The sequence below is a fragment of the Thermostichus sp. MS-CIW-34 genome (genome assembly GCF_054060435.1).
In genome coordinates this window covers 70,453-91,510 of sequence record NZ_JBSSDE010000008.1, presented here as the reverse complement: position 1 = coordinate 91,510, position 21,058 = coordinate 70,453, and the positions used below count along the sequence as shown (strand labels likewise).

Here is a 21,058-nt window from a genome sequence, read left to right as displayed (position 1 = left end):
TAAACAGAAAGATCAACTGGTAGTAATCCGTACTGAACATATTATACATTATTTTCAGTATAGTTGAGCTTATTATTGACTAGAGTCATGCTCTCGCTGGCCGAGAAAAAACCCTTGATAGGATGGGGAGTAGAACGTACCCTTGAGCCTTCTCGTCATGATCACCCTGACCGATAGCGCCATCCAAGAGTTGAAGCGCCTGCGCAGCAAGTACGAAAAAGAGGGATCCCAGCCCATCCTGCGTCTGGGGGTCAAGCCGAGCGGCTGCTCTGGCCTCTCTTACGTAATGAACTTCGAGTCTCAGGCCAACCCTGACGATCACACCTTCGACTTTGGGGATATCCAGGTGGCGGTGGATCCCTTGAGCATGACCTTGATCAGCGGCACCACCGTCGATTTTTCCGAGGATCTGCTGGGGGGCGGTTTCCGCTTCAGGAACCCCAACGCAGTCGCCAGTTGTGGGTGTGGCACCTCCTTTGCCACTGCTGAGACTGCTGCTGTCGTTGGTCACTAAAGTCTCAATCGCTGCCTCCCACCCGCCTTTGGGCGTCAACGGTTGGAGGGCTCTAGGCTGGGCAGCCAAAGGACAAACCAAGTCCATCCCTTCTGGCTGGTGACCCGGACTTGGCCCTGCAGATACTCCACCCACTGCTTCACCAAGGCCAGTCCAAGGCCGCTGCCCGGCTGCGCCCAGGGATCCTCAGAGGGCACCCGGTAAAAGCGTTCGAAAAGGTGGGGCAGGTGTTCAGGCTCGATTTGGGCGGTGTTGCCAATCCTTAGCTCAACCCCACCGGGAAAGGCTTGCACCTCCAAGCGGAGGGTTCCGCCCGGCTGGGTAAACTTGCAGGCATTTTCCAGCAGTTCCTTCAGGATCAGGGTTAGCTGCTGCGGGTAGCTGTAGAGCACTGCCGGGAATGAGGTCAGCTCCGCCATCTCCAGCTTTAGTTGCCGAGCCTGAGCCCGTTCTCGCACCCCATTGAGTAGGCTTGTGCAAAAGCTGTGGAGATCGATGGCGGCAGCCGCAGAGCTCAACTCTTTGGCTTCCAGGCCCTGCAGATCCAGCAACTTGTTGATCAGCTCAATTTCAGCCTGACACTCTTCCAAAGCGATGCGGTGGTATTGGCACTGCTTCTCGTTGAGAGGAGTGCGGCCCAACAGTTCCAGGGCCAACTTGATCTTGGTGAGGGGAGTGCGCAGCTCGTGGGAAACGCTGGCCAGAAAGCTATCCTTAAGGCGGCTGAGCTGCTGCAGATCCTGCACCTGGCAGGCCAGCTGGGCGGTACGTTCCTGCACTTTGGCTTCTAGGGCTTGGTTGAGTTCCCGCAGGTGGCGTTGGGCTTGGCTGGCCTGGATCAGGTGACGGATACGCCGCTTCAAAACCGCCCAACGAATGGGTTTGGAAATGTAATCGCTGGCCCCGGCAGCAAAGGCTTCATCCACGCAGGACTCATCTTCCAGCGCCGTGACGATGAGAATGGGCAGATCCGAGTTTTGAGCATGGAGGCGGCGACAGCACTCAAACCCATCCACATCCGGCATGACCGCATCCAGCAAGACCATATCCACTGGGTGTTGAGCGGCTAGCTGCAGACAGACTTCGCCGCTGCTGGCTTCTAGAACTTGGTAGCCTTCTCGCTCAAGGGCGTAGCGAACCAAGAGTCGCTGGCTGGGCTCATCTTCCGCGATCAACAACAACGGCTTCTTTTCAGGAGAGGGGGATCCCGCCTGGGCCTCAGGAACCGCCGGCGAGCTGGCCGGAGGGTGGGGATTGGGCCTCAGCATAGGCATTGAGAGGAGAGGGAGAAAGGCTCTGCACTCAGGAGGAGAGACTGAGGGTAACTTGCCGATATGCCACCTCCAGCTGCTGCACGGCTTGCTCTATAGTATCCCATTTTACAGAACTGGCTGGCTCGGCATGAACCAGCTTTTCCAACTGCTGACACAGCTCGGCCAGACGTTTGGCGCCCAGGGTGCTGCTGCTGCCCTTGAGGCGGTGGGCCAACCGAGCAATGGCTTGGGGATCCCGCTGCTCTAGGGCCTGCCGCAGGGATCCCAATAGAGCTTCGCTGTCCTGCCGGTAGGTTTGGATCATCTCCTGCCAGGCTTCTGGAGAGCTGAAGACTGCCCGCATCTGGGCGAGGATAACGGGGTCGAGGGGCGGATCCTCTTCTTGGCTGGCCGGGATGGGAAGGGGAAGGGATCCCTGAAGAACCCGGACTAGGGCGGCTGGCTCCAAGGGTTTGGTGAGGTAGCCATCCACCCCGGCAGCTTCGGCGGCAGCACGGCCTTCCGAAAACACATTGGCCGTGAGGACAACAATGCGAGGCTGGCGCTCAGGAGGCAGTTCAGCGCGGATGCGACGGGTGGCCGCAAGACCATCCAGCTCCGGCATTTGCATATCCATCAACACCAGATCGTAGGGTCGCAGGCGCAGAGCTTGGACGGCTTCCAGACCGTTGCCGACTATGTCGGGCCGGTAGCCCAATCGCTCCAGCATGAGGCGAATCACCTTCTGGTTAACCGGGTTATCCTCTGCCACCAGGATCTGAAGCGGGTAGCGGCTGGCCAGGGTCGCGTCCCAAATGGAGGGAGGAGCGGCGGGAGAGGAAGATAAGGAGGAAGGAGCTTTTTCTCCCACAAGCCCCAGCAGCAGCTTCCGCAGTTGGGAGGCTTTGACCGGCTTGGCCAAAGTGGGGAGAGGGTCTGCTGTGGAGATGAAGTTGCGCCCCGTCAGCACTATGGGCAACAGGTGGGGTTGCGCTGTCTGCAGGTCAGCCGCCAGGGTCAAGCCATCCCGGTCTGGCAGGGTGGCATCCAGAAGGGCCAGGTCAAAAGGACGAGTTCTAACTGCAGCCTGGGCTTCTGCCGCCAAGGCACAACAGGTTACCTCCATGCCCCAAGCGCTCAGCAGTCGGGATAGCAACTGCCGTTGACTGGCGTTGTCTTCCACCAGCAAAACCCGCTTGCCGGCCAAGCACGGATCCGGTGCGGCGGTTGGCAACAGCTCCTGGTCTGGCCTCTTTAGGGGGATGCGAAAGCGAAAAGTGGATCCCTGGCCCGGCTGACTTTCCACCCCGATTGCTCCCCCCATGAGCTGGCAGAGACGCTGGCTGATGGCCAAGCCCAGGCCGGTGCCCCCAAACTGGCGGCTGATGGAGCTATCCACCTGGCTGAAGGGCTTGAAGAGGCGATCCAATTTTTCGGGGGGAATGCCAATGCCTGTATCCCGCACCTGAACGCTTACCCACTGCTTTTCAGGATCCCTCTCCCCGGCCTCGACGGTCACCACCACCTCTCCCTGGGGGGTGAACTTGATGGCGTTGCTGAGCAGATTGGCCAGGATTTGGCGCAGCCGGTTGGGATCCCCTATCAAGGTTGGCGGCAGGTTGGGATCCACCCAGGCCATCAGCTCCAGCTCCTTGCTCTGGGCTTGGGCTGCCATCAGATCCAGCAGCTCCTCCACCAACTGCAGCAAGGAAAAAGGCATTTCCTCCAGTTCCAGCTTCTGGGACTCGATCTTGGAGAAATCGAGGATGTCGTTGATTAGGTTCAGCAGCACCTCGCCTCCATAGCGGATGGTCTGTACCCAATCCTGCTGCTGCGGATCCAAGGAGGTGTCCAGGAGTAGACTGGTCATCCCCAAAATGGCGTTGATGGGGGTGCGGATCTCGTGGCTGATGGTGGCCAGGAACTCGCTCTTGGCCCGGCTGGCGGCTTCGGCAGCTTCCTTGGCTGCTTTCATCTGCTCTTCTGCCAGCTTGGCTAGGGTGATATCCCGTCCGGCGGCGTAGAACAGGGATCCGGCCAAAGAGGCTCGCCACTCGATGAAACGATAGCTGCCGTCCTGGGTGCGGTAGCGGTTGACAAAGTGATCCAGCCGTTTCTCTTCGATAAGCTGCTGCATGGCCGCCTGCGTGGCGGGGAGGTCGTCCGGGTGAACCCACTCCAAAAAGGGTCGGCTCTGCAGCTCCTGCAGAGAATAGCCCAGCGTAGTCTCCCAGGCTCGGTTAAGACGGCGAAAGTACCCTTGGGCATCGGCAATGCAGAGCAAATCCAGAGCCACCGAGAAAAACTGCTCCAGCTCCGCTTCTGCCGACTTGCGGGCAGTGATGTCCACCGCGGTAAACACCCAACACGGGATCCCGCGCAAGACAAGGGGCTGCACAAACACGTCTTCCCAGACAACTCGGCCATCCTGCCGCTGCCATTGCCACTCAAAGCGGGCGGATCCCTGCTGGCGGGCTTGCTCCAAGTAGGACTGCAGCGAGAACTCCCCGCCCCGAAGAGCCTGGCGATAGGGAGACTGCTCGGAAGCGTCGAAGGCCCGCAGCTCCTCCAGGCTGGAGAAGCCATAGGCCGCAATGGCCTGGGAGTTGGCCTCCAGGATCTCGCCGGTCTCGGCATGACGGATGAGGATGGCCACAGCGGCATTCTCAAACAGCGCCCGGAACTTCTGCTCGCTTTCCTGAACGGCCTGCTGGGATCGCACCCTGTCGGTAACATCCCGGACGATCACCACCACCTCTTGGGCGTTGAGGGGCACAATGCGCACCTCTTCGTGGCGGGTCTCCCCTTCAATCTCGATGCTTTGGTCGTAGCGCTGCCGCGTCTGGGTAGCTATAGCCTGCTGAACAAAGAAAAGCCGCCGCTCGGCCAACTCCGGTGGCAAAAGCTCCTGCAGGGATCGGCCCACGTAGGTGTCGGGTGAGCTATAGGGAACAACCTCGCCCCCCCAGACAAAGCTCAAGCAAATGCCCTGGCTATCCAGGCGGAAGATCAAGTCGGGAATGGCTTCTAGAATGGCTCGCTGCACCTGTTCAGCGGCTTTCAAGGCCAGCTCCGCCTGCTTGGCTTCTGTAATATCCCGCACGATTGCCAGGACTTCCTGGCTGTTGAGAGGGACAATGCGGGCCTCTTCGTAGCGTACCTCCCCTTGAACTTCAATGCTGTACTCGTAGCGCTGTTGGGTTTGGGTGGCCAGAGCCTGCTGAACATAGAAAAGCCGCTGCTCTGCCAGCTCCAGCGGCAGAATTTCCCGGGGGGATCGGCCCAAGTGCTGCTCGGCTGGAGTGTAGAGATGGATATCGCCTCCGGAAATAAAGCTCAGGCAGATGCCCTGGCTATTCAGGCGAAGGATGAGGTCGGGGATGGCTTGGAGAATGGCCCGCTGGGTGGCTTCCATTTCTCTAAGGGCCAACTCCGCCTGTTTCCGCTCGGTGATATCTCGCACCAGGATGTAAACTTTGTCTCTCCCGTGAGCGACAACGCAGGCTCTCCGATAGCAGCGGATCCCCGGCTCAATCTCAACTTCGTACTCTAGGTACTGCGGCGTCTGGCTGACCAAGGCCCCCTCCGCCAGAGATGGATACTGCTCTTTCAGCGAGCCAGTAAACACGTCTTGGGCGCGGCAACCCACGTAAAACTCAGGCGGATGTCGGGTGGGAACGTAAGGGGAAGGCTTGCAATGAAGAATGACTCCCTCGGCGCTGAGCTCAAAAATCAAGTCGGGAATGGCCTCGTAGAGGGCGCGGTAGCGAGACTCGCTTTCCTGTAGAGCCCGCTCCATCTTGACCCGCTCGCTGATGTCGCGGCTGGTGATGAGGATCCCGTCTCCCACCGGCACCACTTGGTGATGGATCCAACTGGCCTTCAAGCCCGGCTGCCCCGAAATGGGGAACTCCTCTTCCAGAGGAATGCCGGTTTCCACCACTCGCTTGTATTTCTCAAAAAAGCCCCCCCAGCGGTTGATGGGCAGCAGCTCGCACAGCCGCTGGCCGATGATCTGCCGGCGCTGGAGGGAAATGAGCTCTTCCCCCTTGGCGTTGACATCCACAAAGACAAAGTCGCGGATCTCGCGGGTAGCGGGATCCCGCACCGCCTCCAGCAGGTAAATAGCATCCAAGCTGGCTTCCAAGGCTGCCCGAAAACGAGCCTCTGGGCTGGGGGTGCCTCTAGGAGGTTGGAAGGGAAATCTTCGAGAAAGGGATCCCAGGATCCCTCTGAAGACAGAAAGCGGCTGACTTTCCCCCAGGCTGACGCCAAGCAGCAGGAGAGCCAAGAAGAGGGATCCCAGCAGCCAAAAGGCAAGGCCAGAGGGATCCACCAGGCCCACCGTTTTCCCTACCGCCCATAGCTCTCTGTGCATAGAACCCGGAGATTCCTGCCCCCTTTCCACAGTATCCCAGCAAGTCTTTCCAGCTTATCTTGGAGGTCAAAAGGGGAAGCTCAGCTAACTTGCGGAAATGGCCTCTATGCAATGGGCAGGATTCCTCAAGAGTGGCTTTTTGGGGAAATGAGTCTTGGCTCAAAGCTTTGTTTCTGGGTGCAGTAGGGAGAGAGACTCTTTATTGTGAAGATGCTTTATTGTGAAAAATAATTGTGAAGATTCAGCGGGATCCCTTGCGCCAGCGGCAATAGAGTTTTTCCAACTCCACCCAGACCATAACCACGGTGCTAGAGCCCAAGCAGATCAAAAGTTCAGTGCGGGTTAGCTCCTCTGTGCCAAAGAAGCTGCGCAAGAAAGGCACATAGAGCAGAGCCAATTGCAAGAGCAGAGTGGTCAGGACCGCGCCCAGCAGGTAGGGGTTGGAAAAAGGGTTGGTCTCGATGGTGAGCTTCTCGTTGGAGCGCACGGCCAGCGCATGGCCCATCTGGGCGATACACAGGGTGGTGAGGACCATCGTGCGCCAGTGGGGGATGTAGGCTTCCACAATGGCCATCATGAGGATTGTGGAGATGGCAAAAACCACGCCGATGCGCACCATGTAGGCTCCCAGCCCCTGGGCGAAGATGCTCTCTTTGGGGTTGAAGGGGGGGCGCTGCATCACCCCTGGCTCCGCCGGTTCCAAAGCCAAGGCCAGAGCGGGCAGGCCGTCAGTCACCAAGTTCATCCACAAGATCTGTAGGGGTGTCAGCGGCACATCCCCCAAGCCCAGGATGGGGGCGGCAGCCACCGTCAGCACTTCGCCGATGTTGCTGCCCAAAATGTACTTCACAAAGCGGCGGATGTTGCTGTAAACCACTCGCCCTTCTTCAATGGCTGCCACGATGGTGGCGAAGTTGTCGTCCAGCAGCACCATATCGCTGGCCTCTTTGCTCACATCGGTGCCCGTGATGCCCATGGCGATGCCAATATCCGCTTGGCGCAGGGCAGGGGCGTCGTTGACCCCATCCCCGGTCATGGCCACGAACTCGTTTTGCTTTTGCAAGGCCTGGACAATGCGCAGCTTGTGTTCGGGGGCGACGCGGGCATAGACCCTGACGGTTTGTACCGTTTGCAGCAGCTCCTCGAAACTCAAGCGGGAGAGGGTACGCCCGTCAATCGCCTGATCCTCCGACTCGAGAATGCCCAACTCCCGGGCAATGGCCACAGCCGTGAGCTGATGATCGCCGGTAATCATCAACGTGCGGATCCCGGCTTCTCGGCAGCGGGCCACGGCCTCTCGCGCCTCTGGTCGCGGAGCATCGTGCATCCCCACCAAGCCCAGCCAAACCAGGTTGTGCTCCACCTCTTCCCCGTTGTCCGGGATCCGCTCTAGCCTCTGGGTGGCTACCCCCAGAACCCGGATACCTTGGGCGGCCAGGCGGTTGTTGGTGCCGAGGATGGCTTGGCGATCGGTTTCCGACAGTTCCTGCCAAGTGCCCCCTTTCTGGATACGATCACACCGCTCCAGCACCAGCTCTGGGGATCCCTTGGTGTAGACGCAATAGCCGCCGTTTTCCTGGATCACCACGCTCATGCGCTTGCGTTCTGAGCTGAAGGGAAGCTCCTGCACCCGTGGGTAGCGCTCCTGTAAAGAGCCTTTGTGGAGATTGGCCTTGGCGGCTGCCACCAGCAGGGCGGCCTCGGTGGGATCCCCCAGGATGGACCAGGTGGGCGTTGAAGGGGGAGAAGAAACTGCAGACCGAGGGTTACGCCCGGCAACAGGTTGGAGACTGGCCTGCAACAGGGCATCGTTGCAGAACACCACGGCCCGCAAGATGGCCTGCAGATCCGGGGCGCTCCCGGGATCTATGGGCTGGCCGCCGCAGTAGAAGGATCCCTTGGGGATGTAACCGCTGCCGCTGACGTGGTAGTGGCGGTCGGGGGTAACGATGTCGGTTACCACCATTTTGTTTTCCGTGAGGGTGCCGGTTTTGTCGGAGCAGATGGTGGTCACGGATCCCAGGGTTTCCACTGCTGGCAGGCGGCGGATGAGGGCATGGCGGCGCACCATGCGTTGGGTGCCAATGGCCAGGGTGACAGTGATCACCGCAGGCAGCCCCTCTGGTACCACGGCCACGGCCATGCTCAAGGAGGTTTCCAGAAGCGAGGTGAAAGGGGCCATACTCCCGGCTTGCAGCAACCCTATCCCCACCACCAAGGCCACCAAAGCCAGGGATCCCGACACCAGCACATTGCCCAGTTGGCTCATGCGCTTCTGCAGCGGGGTGGGCTCGGTCTCCACCGATTGCAGCAAGGTTGCCACCTTGCCCAGCTCCGTGTTCATGCCGGTGGCAGTAACCAAGAGGATCCCTCGCCCCTGAATCACTTCGGTGCCCATGAAGGCCATGTTGCGCCGTTCCCCCAGCTCGATGTCCGGCGGGAGTACGCAATCTGCCTGTTTGGTTACAGGGGTGGCTTCTCCGGTCAAAGCTGCTTCCCGCACCTGCAGGTTCACGGCCTCGGCCAAGCGCCCATCGGCTGGGATCTGTACCCCGGCTTCCAGCAGCACGCGATCCCCCGGCACCAGTTGGCTGGCTGGAACTTCTTGCCACAGGCCATCCCGCTCCACCCGCACAGTAGGGGAGGCCAGTTTTTTCAGGGCCGCCAGCGCTTTTTCCGCCCGACTTTCTTGCAAATAGCCCAGGCCACCGTTAAGGCCAACGATCAACAAAATGGCCAGGGCATCTTTGGGAAACTCGCCTTCTTGCAAGTCCAAAGTGGCTGAGATCGCCGCTACGGCGATCAGCATCAGCAGCATGATGTTGCGGAATTGATCCAGCAGGACTTGCCAGGAGCTACGGCCAGAAGTGGTGATCAGCTCATTGGGGCCATATTGCCGCTGCCTCTGGATCACCTGCTGAGTGGTGAGGCCACGATCGGGATCGGTCTGCAACTTCTGGATGGCAGCGGCGAGGGTGAGGCTATGCCAGGCAGGAACAGAAGCAAGGGGGGATCCATCCGGTGGGATCATCGCGACCACTCGAGGGTTCTTGCCGCATTTTGACATACTCCCCGCCCTCGAGGGGGAGGATTCTTGTCATCTCCCCAGTTGTTCGGGCCATAGCTCTTCTGGCGCCAGCGGCTGGGATCATCTTCAGAGCGCCAAGCCCACGACGAGGATCGAACTCGTGACCTCCCCCTTACCAAGGGGGTGCTCTACCACTGAGCCACGTGGGCAAAGCCGATGGTGGGCCGAGTTGGATTCGAACCAACGTAGGCGTAAGCCAGCGGATTTACAGTCCGCCCCCTTTAACCCCTCGGGCATCGACCCGTTGACACCGGTCTTTCATCATAGCAGAAGGTGTTGCGTAAGTCAGACACACTCCCACTGTGCCAATTGTCAGCCATCTCAAAACCGAGGAGTCAGAGTCGAAGCGGAACGAGGCAGCCCCAGAGCTGGGTATAAAGGGATCGGGTTAGGGCTGGGCACTTTTCAAGACAAACTGAATAAGGAACTTGATATCGTTTAAGACAGTTTTCTGACTCCTGACCATGATTTCGACCCTCGGCACTCCCACCCATCCAGAGCAGACCCTTTCCCCCAACCAGTCTTTGCGCCCCTTGACCAGCCGTATCAACAGCCGGGGGCACTTGGAAATTGGGGGGTGCGACGTGGTGGAGCTGGTGCGCCAGTTTGGATCCCCTCTCTACATCCTGGACGAATGGACGCTGCGCCGCGCCTGCCAGCTTTACCGTGACACCTGGGCCCGCTGCTACGCCGGGGGATCCCGGGTTTTGTACGCCACGAAAGCCTGGAATTGCCTGGCCATCTGTGCATTGGCGCTGCAAGAAGGGCTGGGGTTGGATGTGGCTTCTGGCGGGGAGCTGTACACGGCCCTGCAGGCGGGGGCCAAAGGTGAAGATCTCTATCTGCACGGCAACGCCAAGTCTCTCGACGAGCTGAACTTGGCCCTGGAGACGGGCTGTACTTTGGTGGTCGATAGCCTGTACGAACTGCAGCAGGTGTCGGCCCTGACCACGCCCGCACGGCCAGCGCGGCTGCTCCTGCGGGTTAACCCTGGTATTGACGTCCACACCCACGAGTACATCCGCACCGGACAAACCGACAGCAAATTCGGCATCGGCCAATGGCAACTGCCGGAGGTGTTTGACTTTTTGGCAGCCCATCCCCAACTGCAGTGCGTTGGGCTCCATGCCCACATTGGGTCACAGATTTTTGATCTACAGGGCCACCGCGACCTGGCGGGGGTGCTGGCCCAGATCTGGCGGCAAGGGCTGGGCAGAGGGTTGCCCCTACAAGAGCTGAATGTGGGTGGGGGCCTGGGGATCCGCTATGTCGAATCCGATGATCCCCCCTCCATCCCGGAGTGGGTGGAAACTGTGGCAACGGCGGTGCAACAAGCCTTTGCCCAGTCCGGGATCCCTTTGCCCAAGGTGCTCTGCGAGCCTGGACGATCTGTGATTGGGCCGGCTGCCGTGACCGCCTACACCCTGGGAGGGCAAAAGCGGATCCCTCCCAGCGATGACCTGCCCCAGGGACGCACCTACATCACCATCGACGGTGGTATGTCCGACAACCCGCGCCCGATCACCTATCAAGCCCGCTATACCGCCCTTCTGGCCAACCGACCAGAGGCAGAGGCCACGCAGCGGGTAACGGTGGCCGGCAAGCACTGCGAGTCGGGGGATGTGCTGTTGAAGGATGTGCTTCTGCCCGCCCCAATGGCAGGAGAAGTGTTGGTGGTTTTGGCGACGGGGGCCTACAACTACAGCATGGCTTCCAATTACAATCGCTTCCCTCGGCCAGCCGCGGTGCTGGTCAACGAGGGAGAGGCCCAGTTGATTGTGCGGCGAGAAACTTATGCCGACTTAATCCGTCAAGATGTCTTGCCAGAGCGGTTGCTGCGTTGAAGGGGAAGTTTGCCCATACCCATCTGGTCAGTAGAGGCACAGCCTTTCCTGGCAGCGCCGACCGCAGCCAACGCACCTCATGCGAGAAAGACTGGAAGACAGCCAGGAGGTGAGTGGTAGGCTGGTCTGGGGGCCGCAGTCCAACAGGGGTTCTGAGGTGCAGAACGGCACCAGGCAGAAGGTCCGCAATGAGGGGAGCGTGAACGGGGTTTTTCGCCATGCTGGCGGCCTTATGGGCTTGGCTACAGCAGTTTAACTTTCTCAGCCTCTTGGACTGGGCTCTGGCTGTCTTTCTGTTGGCTTTGGCTCTCTACTACACCCGCGAAAGTCGTGCTGGGGTGCTGGTGAGGGGATTTATAGTGCTGCTGGTGCTGTACCTGGCCACAGCCTCTCTCCCCTTGGTTCACCTGATCTTGGATCGCCTGCTCCTGGGCGCAGCTGTAGCCATGGGCGTGCTCTTTCAACCGGAGTTTCGGCGGCTGCTGGAGCAATTGGCAAGAGCCATCCGCATGGAGTGGCCGAGCAACGCAGGCGATGACGAGGAGGATCCTGAGGAAGATTTGGTGGAAGAACTGGTGCAAGCAGTGCGAGAACTTTCCCAAAACCGCACAGGAGCGCTGATTGTGATTGAGCCGGAGCAACCAATTGACTCGCGGGTGTTTACCGACAAAGGAGTACCTCTCCAGGCGCGGGTGTCGCGGGAGATCTTGCAGACCATTTTCCAGACTTCAACTTTGTTGCATGATGGGGCTGTGGTCATCCATCGGAATCGCATTCGCGCAGCGGGGGTCATCCTGCCGGTTTCGGAGCGGGCCGCCTCCCGACAGCTGGGCACACGGCACCGCGCTGCGATGGGGATCACAGAGCAGACCAATTGCTTGTGTATTGTGGTCTCAGAAGAAACGGGATCCATTTCCCTGGCGGAGGGTGGGCGCATCGAGCGGCCTCTGACCAGTGCCAAGTTACACGAACTGCTGGTACAGCGGTTGCGCAATCCCCGCGATGCCAAAAAACGAGATGCTCCGCTAAAGGGATTGTGGGCCCACCCCTGGTTTCGCAATGGGCCGCTGCGCTGGTGGGGATCCCTTGCCGATCTGACTAAACTCTTTCGCAAACCTGAGAAAACCCTCCCCGAAGACTGAATCTCCATGACCCTTTCTCCTGCCCATCTTCTGCAGTTGCCTGCCGACCTAGATCCGCAGTTGTTGCCCCGCCATGTGGCGGTGGTGATGGATGGCAACGGGCGTTGGGCGCAAAAACGGGGCTTACCCCGCAGTGTTGGGCATCAGCGAGGGGTAGCGGCCCTGAAGGAGCTGCTGCGCTGTTGTGATGACTGGGGGATCCCAGCCCTTACCGCCTATGCCTTCTCCACCGAGAACTGGGGCCGGGCCCGCGAGGAGGTGGATTTTCTCATGACTTTGTTCGAGCAGGTGCTGTGGCAGGAATTGGGGGAAATGGTGCAGCAGGGGGTGCGCATCCAGTTTGCCGGCCAGTTGTCGGCTCTGCCCCACTCTCTGCAGGAAACCATCGTGCATGCGGTGGCCTGCACCCAGCACAACAAGGGCATTTGCCTGACGGTGGCCCTCAACTACGGGGGACGACAGGAGATCCTACAAGCCTGCCGCTCCATTGCCACCTTGGTGCAGCAGGGGCTGCTGCAGCCGGATCAGATTGACGAGGCCCTCTTTTCCCAATTTCTCTACACCACCGGCTTATCGGATCCTGATCTGCTGATCCGTACCAGCGGCGAGATGCGCATCAGCAACTTCCTGCTCTGGCAGATGGCCTACACCGAGCAGTATTTCACCCCCATCCTCTGGCCGGATTTCGACCGAGCCGCTTTTCACCAAGCCTTGCTTAGCTATCAGTCGCGGCAGCGGCGGTTTGGCAGGTGAGGATGATCCCTGGTTGGATATCCGTTGCCAACCGGCAGCTAGCGCAGAAAGCTGGTCACCAACCACATCACCGTAAACGTGATCCCCACCAACAGCGCACCAGGAGCATCGCCACCGGTGAGAGGAAGGGCAATGCCGTAGGCCAACATCAGCCCCAGGCTCAGGCCCGCCAGGGCCAAGAGAAAAGCGCGAATGAAGCGGCGCTCTTTGCGGTACAGGAAATAGATACAAGCCATCAGCCCCAAGGCCAGTTGCAGCGAGGGGTACTCATCGGGAGCCAGGATAACCCAACCCCCCAGCCCACCCAGCAGCGCCGCAGGCCAGAGGGCATCGGCGGTAGAGGGGGTATCCAACCAGCGGCCGACCCAGGGGGGATCTTGGGCAGCAGGGCGAGGCAAACTCAGCTCCGGCTCAGGATGGGCAGCCCGTTGTTCGGCGTAGCGAATGCGATCGGGAACGGCGATTTTGCCCTCTTTGCGCAGGCGCAGGCGCTGCATCAGGATGGCATCGTAGGCTTGCTCCACCCGCTCTTGCTGCTGTTCATCGGCGCCCAAGCTGGCCAGGAGCCGAGCCCGCGCCGATTGAATCTCTTCAAAAGAGGCTTCTTCGCTAATTCCCAACACCTGATACGGACTCATCTCAGCCATAGCGACCAGCCCTGTAACTCTTTATCACCTTAACCCAGCCTGCCCGACCTTCGATCCGGCTACGTGACGGGGATCGACAACGGGGATTGAGTTGCCGCATTCCCCAAGGCTACGGATTTGGAGATGGAGGCAAGCTCCGTTTGTAGACATCGGGCCACATACTCAACCGCAGCGTAGGTGGTGGCTTTGCCAAGGCTAAGGCGAATGGATCCCAGCGCCTCGGCTTCTGAGTGGCCCATGGCCAAGAGGATGCGGCTGGGGATCAGTTGGCCGCTGCTACAGGCGGAGCCGGCGCTAATGGCGATCCCCTGGCGGCTTAGGGCCCTGACCAGCACATTCCCCGGGATCCCTGCGGCGCAGTAGCTGAGGTGGTGGGGCAGGCGCTGCTCCAAACGGACGGGGCCGGTCAGCCGCAAACCGGGCACCTCCGCTAGCAACTGGGCCAAATGCCGTTGCAATTGCCGCAGGCGGGCCGTTTCTTGAGATAGCTCTTGGGCCGCCAAAGCTGCCGCCACTCCCAAGCCGACAATGCCCGGGATCCCTTGGGTGCCAGCCCGCAGCCGCCGTTCTTGCCCACCCCCCCGCAGCAGCGGTCGCAGCTCCACCCCTGGGCGCACGTACAGTGCCCCCACCCCCTGGGGCCCGTAGAGTTTATGCCCGGAAAGGGAGAGCAGATCCACCGGCAGTTGCGCCAGATCCAGCGGGATCCGCCCCACCGTCTGCACAGCGTCGGTGTGGAAGAGCACCCCCGCCTGGCGACAGATCTGACCCAGCTCTGCAATGGGCTGCAGGGATCCCACCTCATTTTGGCCGTGGACGATGGAGACCAAAACGGTATTGGGTTGCAGCGCCTGGATCAAAGTCTGGGGATCCACCTGGCCGGCGGCGTTCACCAGCAGACGGGTGACCTGCCAGCCTTGGGACTGCAACTGGCGGGCAGCATTCTCCACCGAGGCGTGCTCGACGCTGGAGATGATGAGATGTTGGGGAGTAGAGTAGCGCTGGGCCACCCCAAACAGGGCCAGGTTGTTGGACTCCGTCCCGCCTGAGGTAAACAGCAGCGCCTCCGGCTCACAGTTAAGCAGCTCGGCCACCTGCTGCCGCGCCCGCTCCATGGCCATGGCGGCCCGTTCTCCCCACCCGTGCAAGCTGGAGGGGTTGCCCCAGCTTTCCTGCATCGCCATCTGCATGGCCTCGATCACCTCAGGCCGAGGCGGAGTGGTGGCGCTGTGGTCAAAGTAGAGGGCAGGATCCAAACGCAACATGCCAGCTCGACCAGCCGGGGCTCCGTGTTCCTATCTTAAGATCCTTGGCCAGTGTTGCCCAACGCTGGCAGCAGCTTCCCCTTGTTGAGGCCAAACCCGCTGGAGGCAAATTGAGCCTGCCTACTTGAAAAGACTAGTACGCTGGCGGTGCATCACCACCGATTCCACCAAGCCAATGGCCAGAAAATTGGTCAGTAGAGCCGAGCGGCCATAACTTAGAAAAGGCAAAGGCAAGCCGGTAATCGGGGCCAGGCCGATGGTCATGCTGATGTTCACCACCGCCTGAAAGAGGATCATCGCCAGCACCCCAATGGCAATCAGGGATCCAAAATTGTCCTTGGCCCCTTGGGCAATCCAGATCAGCCGCGCACACAGGATCCAAAACAGGATCAGCACCGTCAGGGTGCCGATAAAACCCATCTCTTCCCCAATGGCCGAGAAAATAAAATCCGTGTGCTGTTCGGGGATGAAGTCCAGCTGGGTTTGGGTGCCCTGCTGGATACCGCGGCCCCAGAGGCCGCCGGCTCCGATGGCAATGCGGGATTGAATGAGGTGATAGCCGGCTCCCCAGGGCTCTTGCATGGGATCGATAAAAATCTCCAGCCGCCGCCGCTGATAGGGCTTGAGAAGGTGCCAAGCTAGCTGACCCAACTGCCCCGAGAGCAGGTTGATTACCCCAAAAGTTACGGCCCCCGTCCACTGCCAGGGGAGACGCCAAGCAGCCAACCCCGCCATTCCCAGACACCAGAGCAGCCAAACCCAAAGCATCCAGCTCAGCTCTGGGCGAGTGTGTAAGCCATAGAGAATGGCTCCCACCCCCGGCGACAGGAGCAAGAGGATCCAACTGCCCTTGGCTCCGGCCCAGTAGAGCATGACCAGGACAATCACCACAAACACCAGGGCAGTGCCCAGGTTGGGCTGCAGGAAAATCAAGATCCAGGGAGGAGCAATGACGGCAACGGCCACCCAAATCTGGCTGAAGTACTTGATCGGCCAGTGGTGCAGGAGAGCAGCCAGGGTAACAATTACCCCCAGCTTGGCAAACTCAGAAGGCTGCACCTGAAAGCCAGCGATGGAGAGCCAGCGCTCCGCCCCTCCCCCCGCCGTGCCGAAAAAGAGCACTGCAATTAAACCTGCCAAGGTCAGGAAGTAGGTGAACCAGTGCCAGCGCAAAAGCCGCTCATACGGGATCCGGGCTACCATTCCCAAAAACACCAGGCTGATCCCGGCCATGATCAACTGCTGCAGCCAATAGTGGCTGATGGGACGCTCCCAGACTGCGCTGCGGATGGCAAGAATGCCGATGCCTGTCAAGGCCAGCACCGTGGCCAGCAACATGCCATCGAACTCGCGCCAAGGAGCCAAGATCTGCCGCAGAAGCTTTTTCCACCTAGGCTGAGAAGACACCTTTGGGTCAACGTTGCCCAGCAATAGACCCCATCCTCCAAAGCAAGGCCAGCACCAGTTTGACATGCCCCTTGCCCCACTGGCTCACTCTCGACCCCTCTCCCACGGGGGGAGCTATTCCCAGCTCTGCAGTTGCCCTAGCCAAGCGGAGAGGCGGGATCCCACCTCTTCTCGACGCCCTTCAAGATTGGCTGCCGTCCAAATCAGAAGCAGGCCCAGCAGGATCCCAGTGGCCCAGAACAGCAGCGAATAAGCTGTCACCAGTAGCCATCCCTGCCGCAGGATCCCCAGCCCAAAAGCCAGCGTGCCCACGAAGAGATAAGCTCTTACCCGCAAGGCCAAGCCCAGCAGACCCAAGGCCAAACCCAACCCTACCGGCCAAAAGCCCGTCCACAGTTGCCCGTGGGTTTCCACCAGCACCACCAGCAGCCATGTGCCCAAGGAAACCAGCCGCAGCCAATGCCGCCCCTGTCGCCCGCTGGCTTCCTGTAATCCCGGATCCACCTGAGCCACATAGAGCAGGGATCCCACCAGGGGCAGGGCATAGAACGTCAGGGAAGCCCAATCCTGATGCCAGCCGTAATTCCACAGGATCCAGTTGCTCAAGAACAGGCTGACATAGCCCAGGCGCACTTGGGATCTCCAGATAGCCAGCAGGGCATAGTAGGTTGCCCCCAGCAGCAGATTAAGGGTGTTATTTCCTCCCGCGGTTACCAGAAAAGCGGCCAGGGGCAGCACCAAGGCTGTATTCTGCCAAGGATCCGACGGCCAGCCCCACCGTCGCCAGGGCAAGCCGTGGTAAACCAGCCCCAGCCCACAGAGCAGGGATCCGGCCCACCGCGCTATTGATAGCTGTGGCAGCCCCAGGAACACACCGCCCAGCAGAACCCCAGCTCCTTGCCATGCACTGAGGTAACCCCAGACCGTTGGCACCCAATTTTGCTCTGTTGGAGATTCTAGAGTTGAGGTTCTCGCCTGTCCGGCGGCATAGGCCACCAGGCCGGATCCCGTCAGCACCCAGAGGAGCTGTCCCCAACGGCTGAGGCGAGGATCGAAAAGGGCAGACCAGAGGACAAGGCTGGCCAGAGCCCAGTTGGCCAAGGCCATCCAGCGCAACCCAGCTCTTTTAAGCTGCAGGGTCGCCGCCAGCCAAGGGGGACAAAAGCCGTAGCCCCAGGCCAAGCTCAGCCCTAACAGAGCGATCAACACCAACCCATTTGCCAGGGATCCCCCAGTTCGCTGGCTGAGGAAGTAAACCCAGCTCTCGTAGGCGGCCACAGACACGCCCCAAGCGCCCAGGAGCCCTTTCCAGTTGGCAGGACGGAGGTCTTCCCGGCCTTGCTCTTGCGCCCGTTGGACCGCCTGTCGACGCCCCAGGCCCAGCAACACGATGGAGAGACCTAAGCTGCCCAAGCCCGTTACCTCACTCCACTGGGCATGGGATCCCAGCCAGCCCAACCCTGTATAGATCAAAGGCCCCGTCCGCCAGAAGCTCAGGGCCCTGACCTGTTGCAGGAGCTGCCCCCCCAAAGACTTTGTCCCGCCAGCGCGAGCGGCCCCCTCAAGCAAGAGTTTTTCCGGCCCAATCCAAAAGAGGATCCCCAGGCTCAGATTGATGACGGCAAGCAGAGGGGCAACAGGACGGGATCCCTGCACAGCCCACAACACGCCGCTTGCCGCCAGTAGCTCCAAAGCCCAGCCCAGCCCGTACAACAACCCATCCATCTGACCCTTGATCTGGCCAGATGAAAGGGCTTGGGCAATTTCAGGGGCATCCCCTGTCGGAGAGGACTCCGTCCCGCTAGCGCTAGGGGGGAGGGTTGGAGAGGATCCCGTCTCGGCAATGGGAGCAGAGAAGACCGGAGCAACCTCTACCCAAAGTCGGAGACCAATGGCCAGCCAGGTAACCCCAGAGGCCAGCGGTATGGCTGCCGAGAAAGCAGGGGGCGAGGAAGGGGTGAAGAGGGCCGCCGCGGTGGGCAACGTTAGGGAGAGCAAGAGCACCAACCCCAAGGGTATACCCCAGCCATCCAGGGCTGGCCGGTAAGCGGCTTGCAGGCGAGAAGAGAGGTGCCGGATGCCGTAGCGACAGCCGCTCAAGAGCAACAGCAGCGCTGCCAAGACCAGCAGCCATTCCGCTTCCGTAAGTGTCGGCAAGAGCCGGCTGATCCCCACCAGGCCGAACCCTGAGCCGAAGGCCACCGCCAGCAGGGCTTCCCCCTCTGCTCCAGGAGTAGGGGAACTTGGCAAGGGACAAGCCCATAGCCACACCTGGGTAGCTAGCAGCAGCAACCCCAGCCCTAGCCCGAGCAGATCCGGGCCCGGCCTGCCCAAGGTGAGCAACTGCGCCATCACCAGCGAGAGCACGGCCCAAAGACGCAGGGATCCCCGCACTGGGATCCCCTGCTGCCAGGAAAGGGATCCCAATCCCCCTTGCTCTGGGCTCTGCAGCCAGCGGGGCATGAACTCCAGGGGGGGCAGGGCCAATACCTGAGCTGCCGTTAAAGCAAGAGGCACCAGCAGCCACAGCCAGCCAAAGGATTGTTCACCCGTCGCAGACAACTCGGGGAGCCGTTGCAGCAAAAACGCCAAGTAGCTGGATCCCACCAGCACCAGCCCTATGCCATCTGCACTTCGCTGCCACAGCTCCGCAGGCACTCCCCAAAAAAAGCGCTCTGACCCACCCAGAGCCACCCGCCCTGCCCATTCCAATAGACCCACCAACAGCAGAACCACTCCCCAAGCGGACAAGCTAGTGCTCCGCACCGCTGGCGCGAACAAGTCGGGCAAAAGCCAGCGGATCCCGGCTAGCAGTGCCCCCACTCCGTAGGCGTGGGTCAGGAGTACCCAAAGAAAGTTGGGAGTTTCTCCTGATCTGGACTTTTGTTGTAGCCACCAGGCCAGGATCCCGGCGCTCAAAAGCAAGTGCCAAAAGCGAATGGCCGGATGGGGAAGGCTCAAGAGCAGCAGGGATCCCCCTAGCCCCAAAACCAAGCGCTCTGTTGGTTCCACCAGCCCAGAAAAGTCTGTCTCGCCGGCTTCTGGAGTGCTCCTCTGCCAGCGGGCCGCCAACCCCAACCACAGCACCTCGTAGGGCAGCAGCGCCAACCCCAGCAAGCCCCAAGGGGAATCAAGGGGCTGAAACCAGTTGGTTACTGTAGCTACAACCTCTTGCCGCCAGCTTGCTGGCCACACCTGCCAAAAAGCCCAGCAAGTTTCCAGGCCCAGCAAGAACAGCAACGTCAAATGCACCCTAAGGACTTCGTCCCGCTGGGGCGACTGGGTGTGTCGGCGCAAGCGCCCGATTAAGACATGGATCCCCAGCAGGCTAATCCCCAGCAACTGCCAGCCGCTGAAAGGGCTCTCCGCCAAGCCAATGGCGGCCAGCAGCCAGCCCACCACCAACAGCACCCAGCTTCCATCCCACCAGCGGGAGAGCATCCCCTCCTGAGCGCCTTCTGCTACGATGTACGGGGATCCCTGGGGCCATTCCGCTGCTAGCCAACCCAACAGGGCCACCGCCAACCCCAACTGCGGCACTTGGACATGCCCAGACAGCAGCCCCCGTAGGATTAACAGGGATCCGGCAGCCCCGATTAGCCAGATCTTGGAGCCCCGTAATTCCCGAGACCGGCGGCTCCAGGTGTAAATCACGGTGCTGAGGATCCCCAGATACAGGATCCCCAGGACAAAAGCAGGGCGAAGCTCCTGCGGCCCCAAGCTCCAGAAAGCGTGCAAGCCAGAGAGGGCCAAAAAGTTCACCAAGGTTCCGTAAAAGGCATTGGGCTCCACACCGCTGTCGCGAAAGCCGGCACCTGAACCCAGCGAGCGCACCCGACCCTCAGCCGTCAACGGGATCCCCAGCAGCAAGCCCAGCGCCAGGATACGGATCCCCCAAAGGATCCCCAGCCCATCCAGCGCCCACACGTTCACCGGCACCAGCAGCAGGGCAATAGCCTCCAAGGTTTGACCGGTTAGACGCAGCCCTTCCTGCCGTTGGATCCATCCAGCACCTACCCCAAAAGCCGCCGTATAGGCCAAGAGCACCCCATACTGAGCAGTTGGAGAAAATTGCTCCCAGTGGCTGGCCGCCAGCACCCCCGAGGACACCACCACCAAAAACAGGCCCAGCAGCAACAGCCAAGCCACGCTCAGCTCTGACAGCAAGTTCCGCAGCAAAACAGCCAGCGCCGGGGTAGGGGGGGGCAAGGACTCCGTCCGAGTAGCGCGAGTGGATTGAGGGGCAGCTTGGGGCTCTTCTCCCGCCTCAACTCCAGATCCAGCCAGGCGAGCATTTCTTTCTCGCACCATCCCCGGGATCCAAATCAAATCCAGGAGCTGACCGATCCCCAGCAGCCCAAAGGTCAACAGCCAGAGCAAACCCGTCCGCCAGCGGCCCAGATAAAAACGGTGCAGGCCACAGATGCCAAACAAACCCAAAATCCAGAGCACGTAGGCCGAGCCAAGACGAGCCGGGATCTCGTCGCTGGGGGAAACTGCCGCTGACCTTGGTTCCTCCCCCTCTAGCCGATACTGCTCCACCAGCAAGCGAAAGTGCTCTGGAGTCAGCAAGCTCAGCTCCAGCCAGGCCCGCAAACCCTGCAAGACTTGCTGCCGGGATCCCCGAACGGTGAGCTGCAAAAGGACGTCGTCCGAGGAGCGCGAACGGTCAGATTGCGGCTCCTCTGTTCCTGAGGGCGGAGCGCGATCCTGGGATCCCATGGCCAGATTCCTTGAGCAAAAGGCTTGGGGCTACTGCTACTCTAA

General features: G+C 60.5%; 11 protein-coding genes and 2 tRNA genes. 4 read left to right on the top strand and 9 right to left on the bottom strand.

Annotated features, from left to right (window positions below; translation table 11 throughout):
• Positions 1 to 157: 157 nt before the first annotated feature.
• Positions 158 to 514 (top strand): HesB/IscA family protein, encoded by a 357-nt coding sequence (locus ACVWYY_RS04585; protein WP_457439701.1) that lies wholly within the window; start codon positions 158 to 160, stop codon positions 512 to 514.
• 35 nt (positions 515 to 549) lie between these two features.
• Here the strand turns inward: ACVWYY_RS04585 and ACVWYY_RS04580 are convergent, their stop codons facing one another.
• The 5 genes from ACVWYY_RS04580 to ACVWYY_RS04560 all read right to left on the bottom strand — a co-directional run bounded on the left by ACVWYY_RS04580 (position 550) and on the right by ACVWYY_RS04560 (position 9,476).
• Positions 550 to 1,782 carry a hybrid sensor histidine kinase/response regulator gene (locus tag ACVWYY_RS04580; RefSeq protein ID WP_457439697.1) on the bottom strand — a complete coding sequence of 411 codons (1,233 nt, stop codon included), beginning with the start codon at positions 1,780 to 1,782 and terminating at the stop codon, positions 550 to 552.
• A 34-nt stretch (positions 1,783 to 1,816) separates the two neighbouring features.
• On the bottom strand, positions 1,817 to 6,145 hold the full coding sequence (locus tag ACVWYY_RS04575) for a PAS domain S-box protein (RefSeq protein ID WP_457439695.1): 4,329 nt from the start codon (positions 6,143 to 6,145) through the stop codon (positions 1,817 to 1,819).
• 241 nt (positions 6,146 to 6,386) lie between these two features.
• Positions 6,387 to 9,176 carry a cation-translocating P-type ATPase gene (locus ACVWYY_RS04570; protein ID WP_457439699.1) on the bottom strand — a complete coding sequence of 930 codons (2,790 nt, stop codon included), beginning with the start codon at positions 9,174 to 9,176 and terminating at the stop codon, positions 6,387 to 6,389.
• Between the two features lie 134 nt (positions 9,177 to 9,310).
• Positions 9,311 to 9,382, bottom strand: a tRNA-Thr gene (locus ACVWYY_RS04565).
• Between the two features lie 8 nt (positions 9,383 to 9,390).
• Positions 9,391 to 9,476, bottom strand: a tRNA-Tyr gene (locus ACVWYY_RS04560).
• A 221-nt stretch (positions 9,477 to 9,697) separates the two neighbouring features.
• Here ACVWYY_RS04560 and lysA point away from each other — a divergent pair.
• The 3 genes from lysA to ACVWYY_RS04545 all read left to right on the top strand — a co-directional run bounded on the left by lysA (position 9,698) and on the right by ACVWYY_RS04545 (position 12,972).
• Complete coding sequence (gene lysA, locus ACVWYY_RS04555) at positions 9,698 to 11,077, top strand: diaminopimelate decarboxylase (protein ID WP_414412578.1); 1,380 nt, start codon at positions 9,698 to 9,700, stop codon at positions 11,075 to 11,077.
• Between the two features lie 218 nt (positions 11,078 to 11,295).
• On the top strand, positions 11,296 to 12,219 hold the full coding sequence (cdaA, locus tag ACVWYY_RS04550; protein ID WP_414328940.1) for a diadenylate cyclase CdaA: 924 nt from the start codon (positions 11,296 to 11,298) through the stop codon (positions 12,217 to 12,219).
• Positions 12,220 to 12,225: 6 nt separating this feature from the next.
• Positions 12,226 to 12,972 (top strand): isoprenyl transferase, encoded by a 747-nt coding sequence (locus ACVWYY_RS04545; RefSeq protein WP_011433250.1) that lies wholly within the window; start codon positions 12,226 to 12,228, stop codon positions 12,970 to 12,972.
• A gap of 38 nt (positions 12,973 to 13,010) precedes the next feature.
• Here ACVWYY_RS04545 and ACVWYY_RS04540 read toward each other — a convergent pair whose 3' ends face one another.
• From ACVWYY_RS04540 to ACVWYY_RS04525, 4 genes are all read right to left on the bottom strand, one after another.
• A complete protein-coding gene (locus ACVWYY_RS04540; RefSeq protein WP_457439692.1) occupies positions 13,011 to 13,619 on the bottom strand; it encodes a CPP1-like family protein in 609 nt (202 codons plus the stop codon).
• Between the two features lie 59 nt (positions 13,620 to 13,678).
• Entirely contained in the window at positions 13,679 to 14,884 is a 1,206-nt protein-coding gene (locus tag ACVWYY_RS04535) for a cysteine desulfurase family protein (RefSeq protein WP_041436530.1), read from the bottom strand.
• Between the two features lie 120 nt (positions 14,885 to 15,004).
• On the bottom strand, positions 15,005 to 16,315 hold the full coding sequence (gene rodA / locus ACVWYY_RS04530) for a rod shape-determining protein RodA (RefSeq protein WP_414419476.1): 1,311 nt from the start codon (positions 16,313 to 16,315) through the stop codon (positions 15,005 to 15,007).
• Between the two features lie 90 nt (positions 16,316 to 16,405).
• Positions 16,406 to 21,013: an NINE protein gene (locus tag ACVWYY_RS04525; RefSeq protein WP_457439690.1), complete on the bottom strand. Its 4,608-nt coding sequence runs from the start codon at positions 21,011 to 21,013 to the stop codon at positions 16,406 to 16,408.
• Between the last annotated feature and the right edge of the window lie 45 nt (positions 21,014 to 21,058).

Excerpts from the sequence above, each read along its gene's own strand:
- ACVWYY_RS04585 (WP_457439701.1), top strand. The coding sequence starts at position 158 with ATGATCACCCTGACCGATAGCGCCATCCAAGAGTTGAAGCGCCTGCGC.
- ACVWYY_RS04580 (WP_457439697.1), bottom strand. The coding sequence starts at position 1,782 with ATGCTGAGGCCCAATCCCCACCCTCCGGCCAGCTCGCCGGCGGTTCCT.
- ACVWYY_RS04575 (WP_457439695.1), bottom strand. The coding sequence starts at position 6,145 with ATGCACAGAGAGCTATGGGCGGTAGGGAAAACGGTGGGCCTGGTGGAT.
- ACVWYY_RS04570 (WP_457439699.1), bottom strand. The coding sequence starts at position 9,176 with ATGATCCCACCGGATGGATCCCCCCTTGCTTCTGTTCCTGCCTGGCAT.
- lysA (WP_414412578.1), top strand. The coding sequence starts at position 9,698 with ATGATTTCGACCCTCGGCACTCCCACCCATCCAGAGCAGACCCTTTCC.
- cdaA (WP_414328940.1), top strand. The coding sequence starts at position 11,296 with ATGCTGGCGGCCTTATGGGCTTGGCTACAGCAGTTTAACTTTCTCAGC.
- ACVWYY_RS04545 (WP_011433250.1), top strand. The coding sequence starts at position 12,226 with ATGACCCTTTCTCCTGCCCATCTTCTGCAGTTGCCTGCCGACCTAGAT.
- ACVWYY_RS04540 (WP_457439692.1), bottom strand. The coding sequence starts at position 13,619 with ATGGCTGAGATGAGTCCGTATCAGGTGTTGGGAATTAGCGAAGAAGCC.
- ACVWYY_RS04535 (WP_041436530.1), bottom strand. The coding sequence starts at position 14,884 with ATGTTGCGTTTGGATCCTGCCCTCTACTTTGACCACAGCGCCACCACT.
- ACVWYY_RS04525 (WP_457439690.1), bottom strand. The coding sequence starts at position 21,013 with ATGGGATCCCAGGATCGCGCTCCGCCCTCAGGAACAGAGGAGCCGCAA.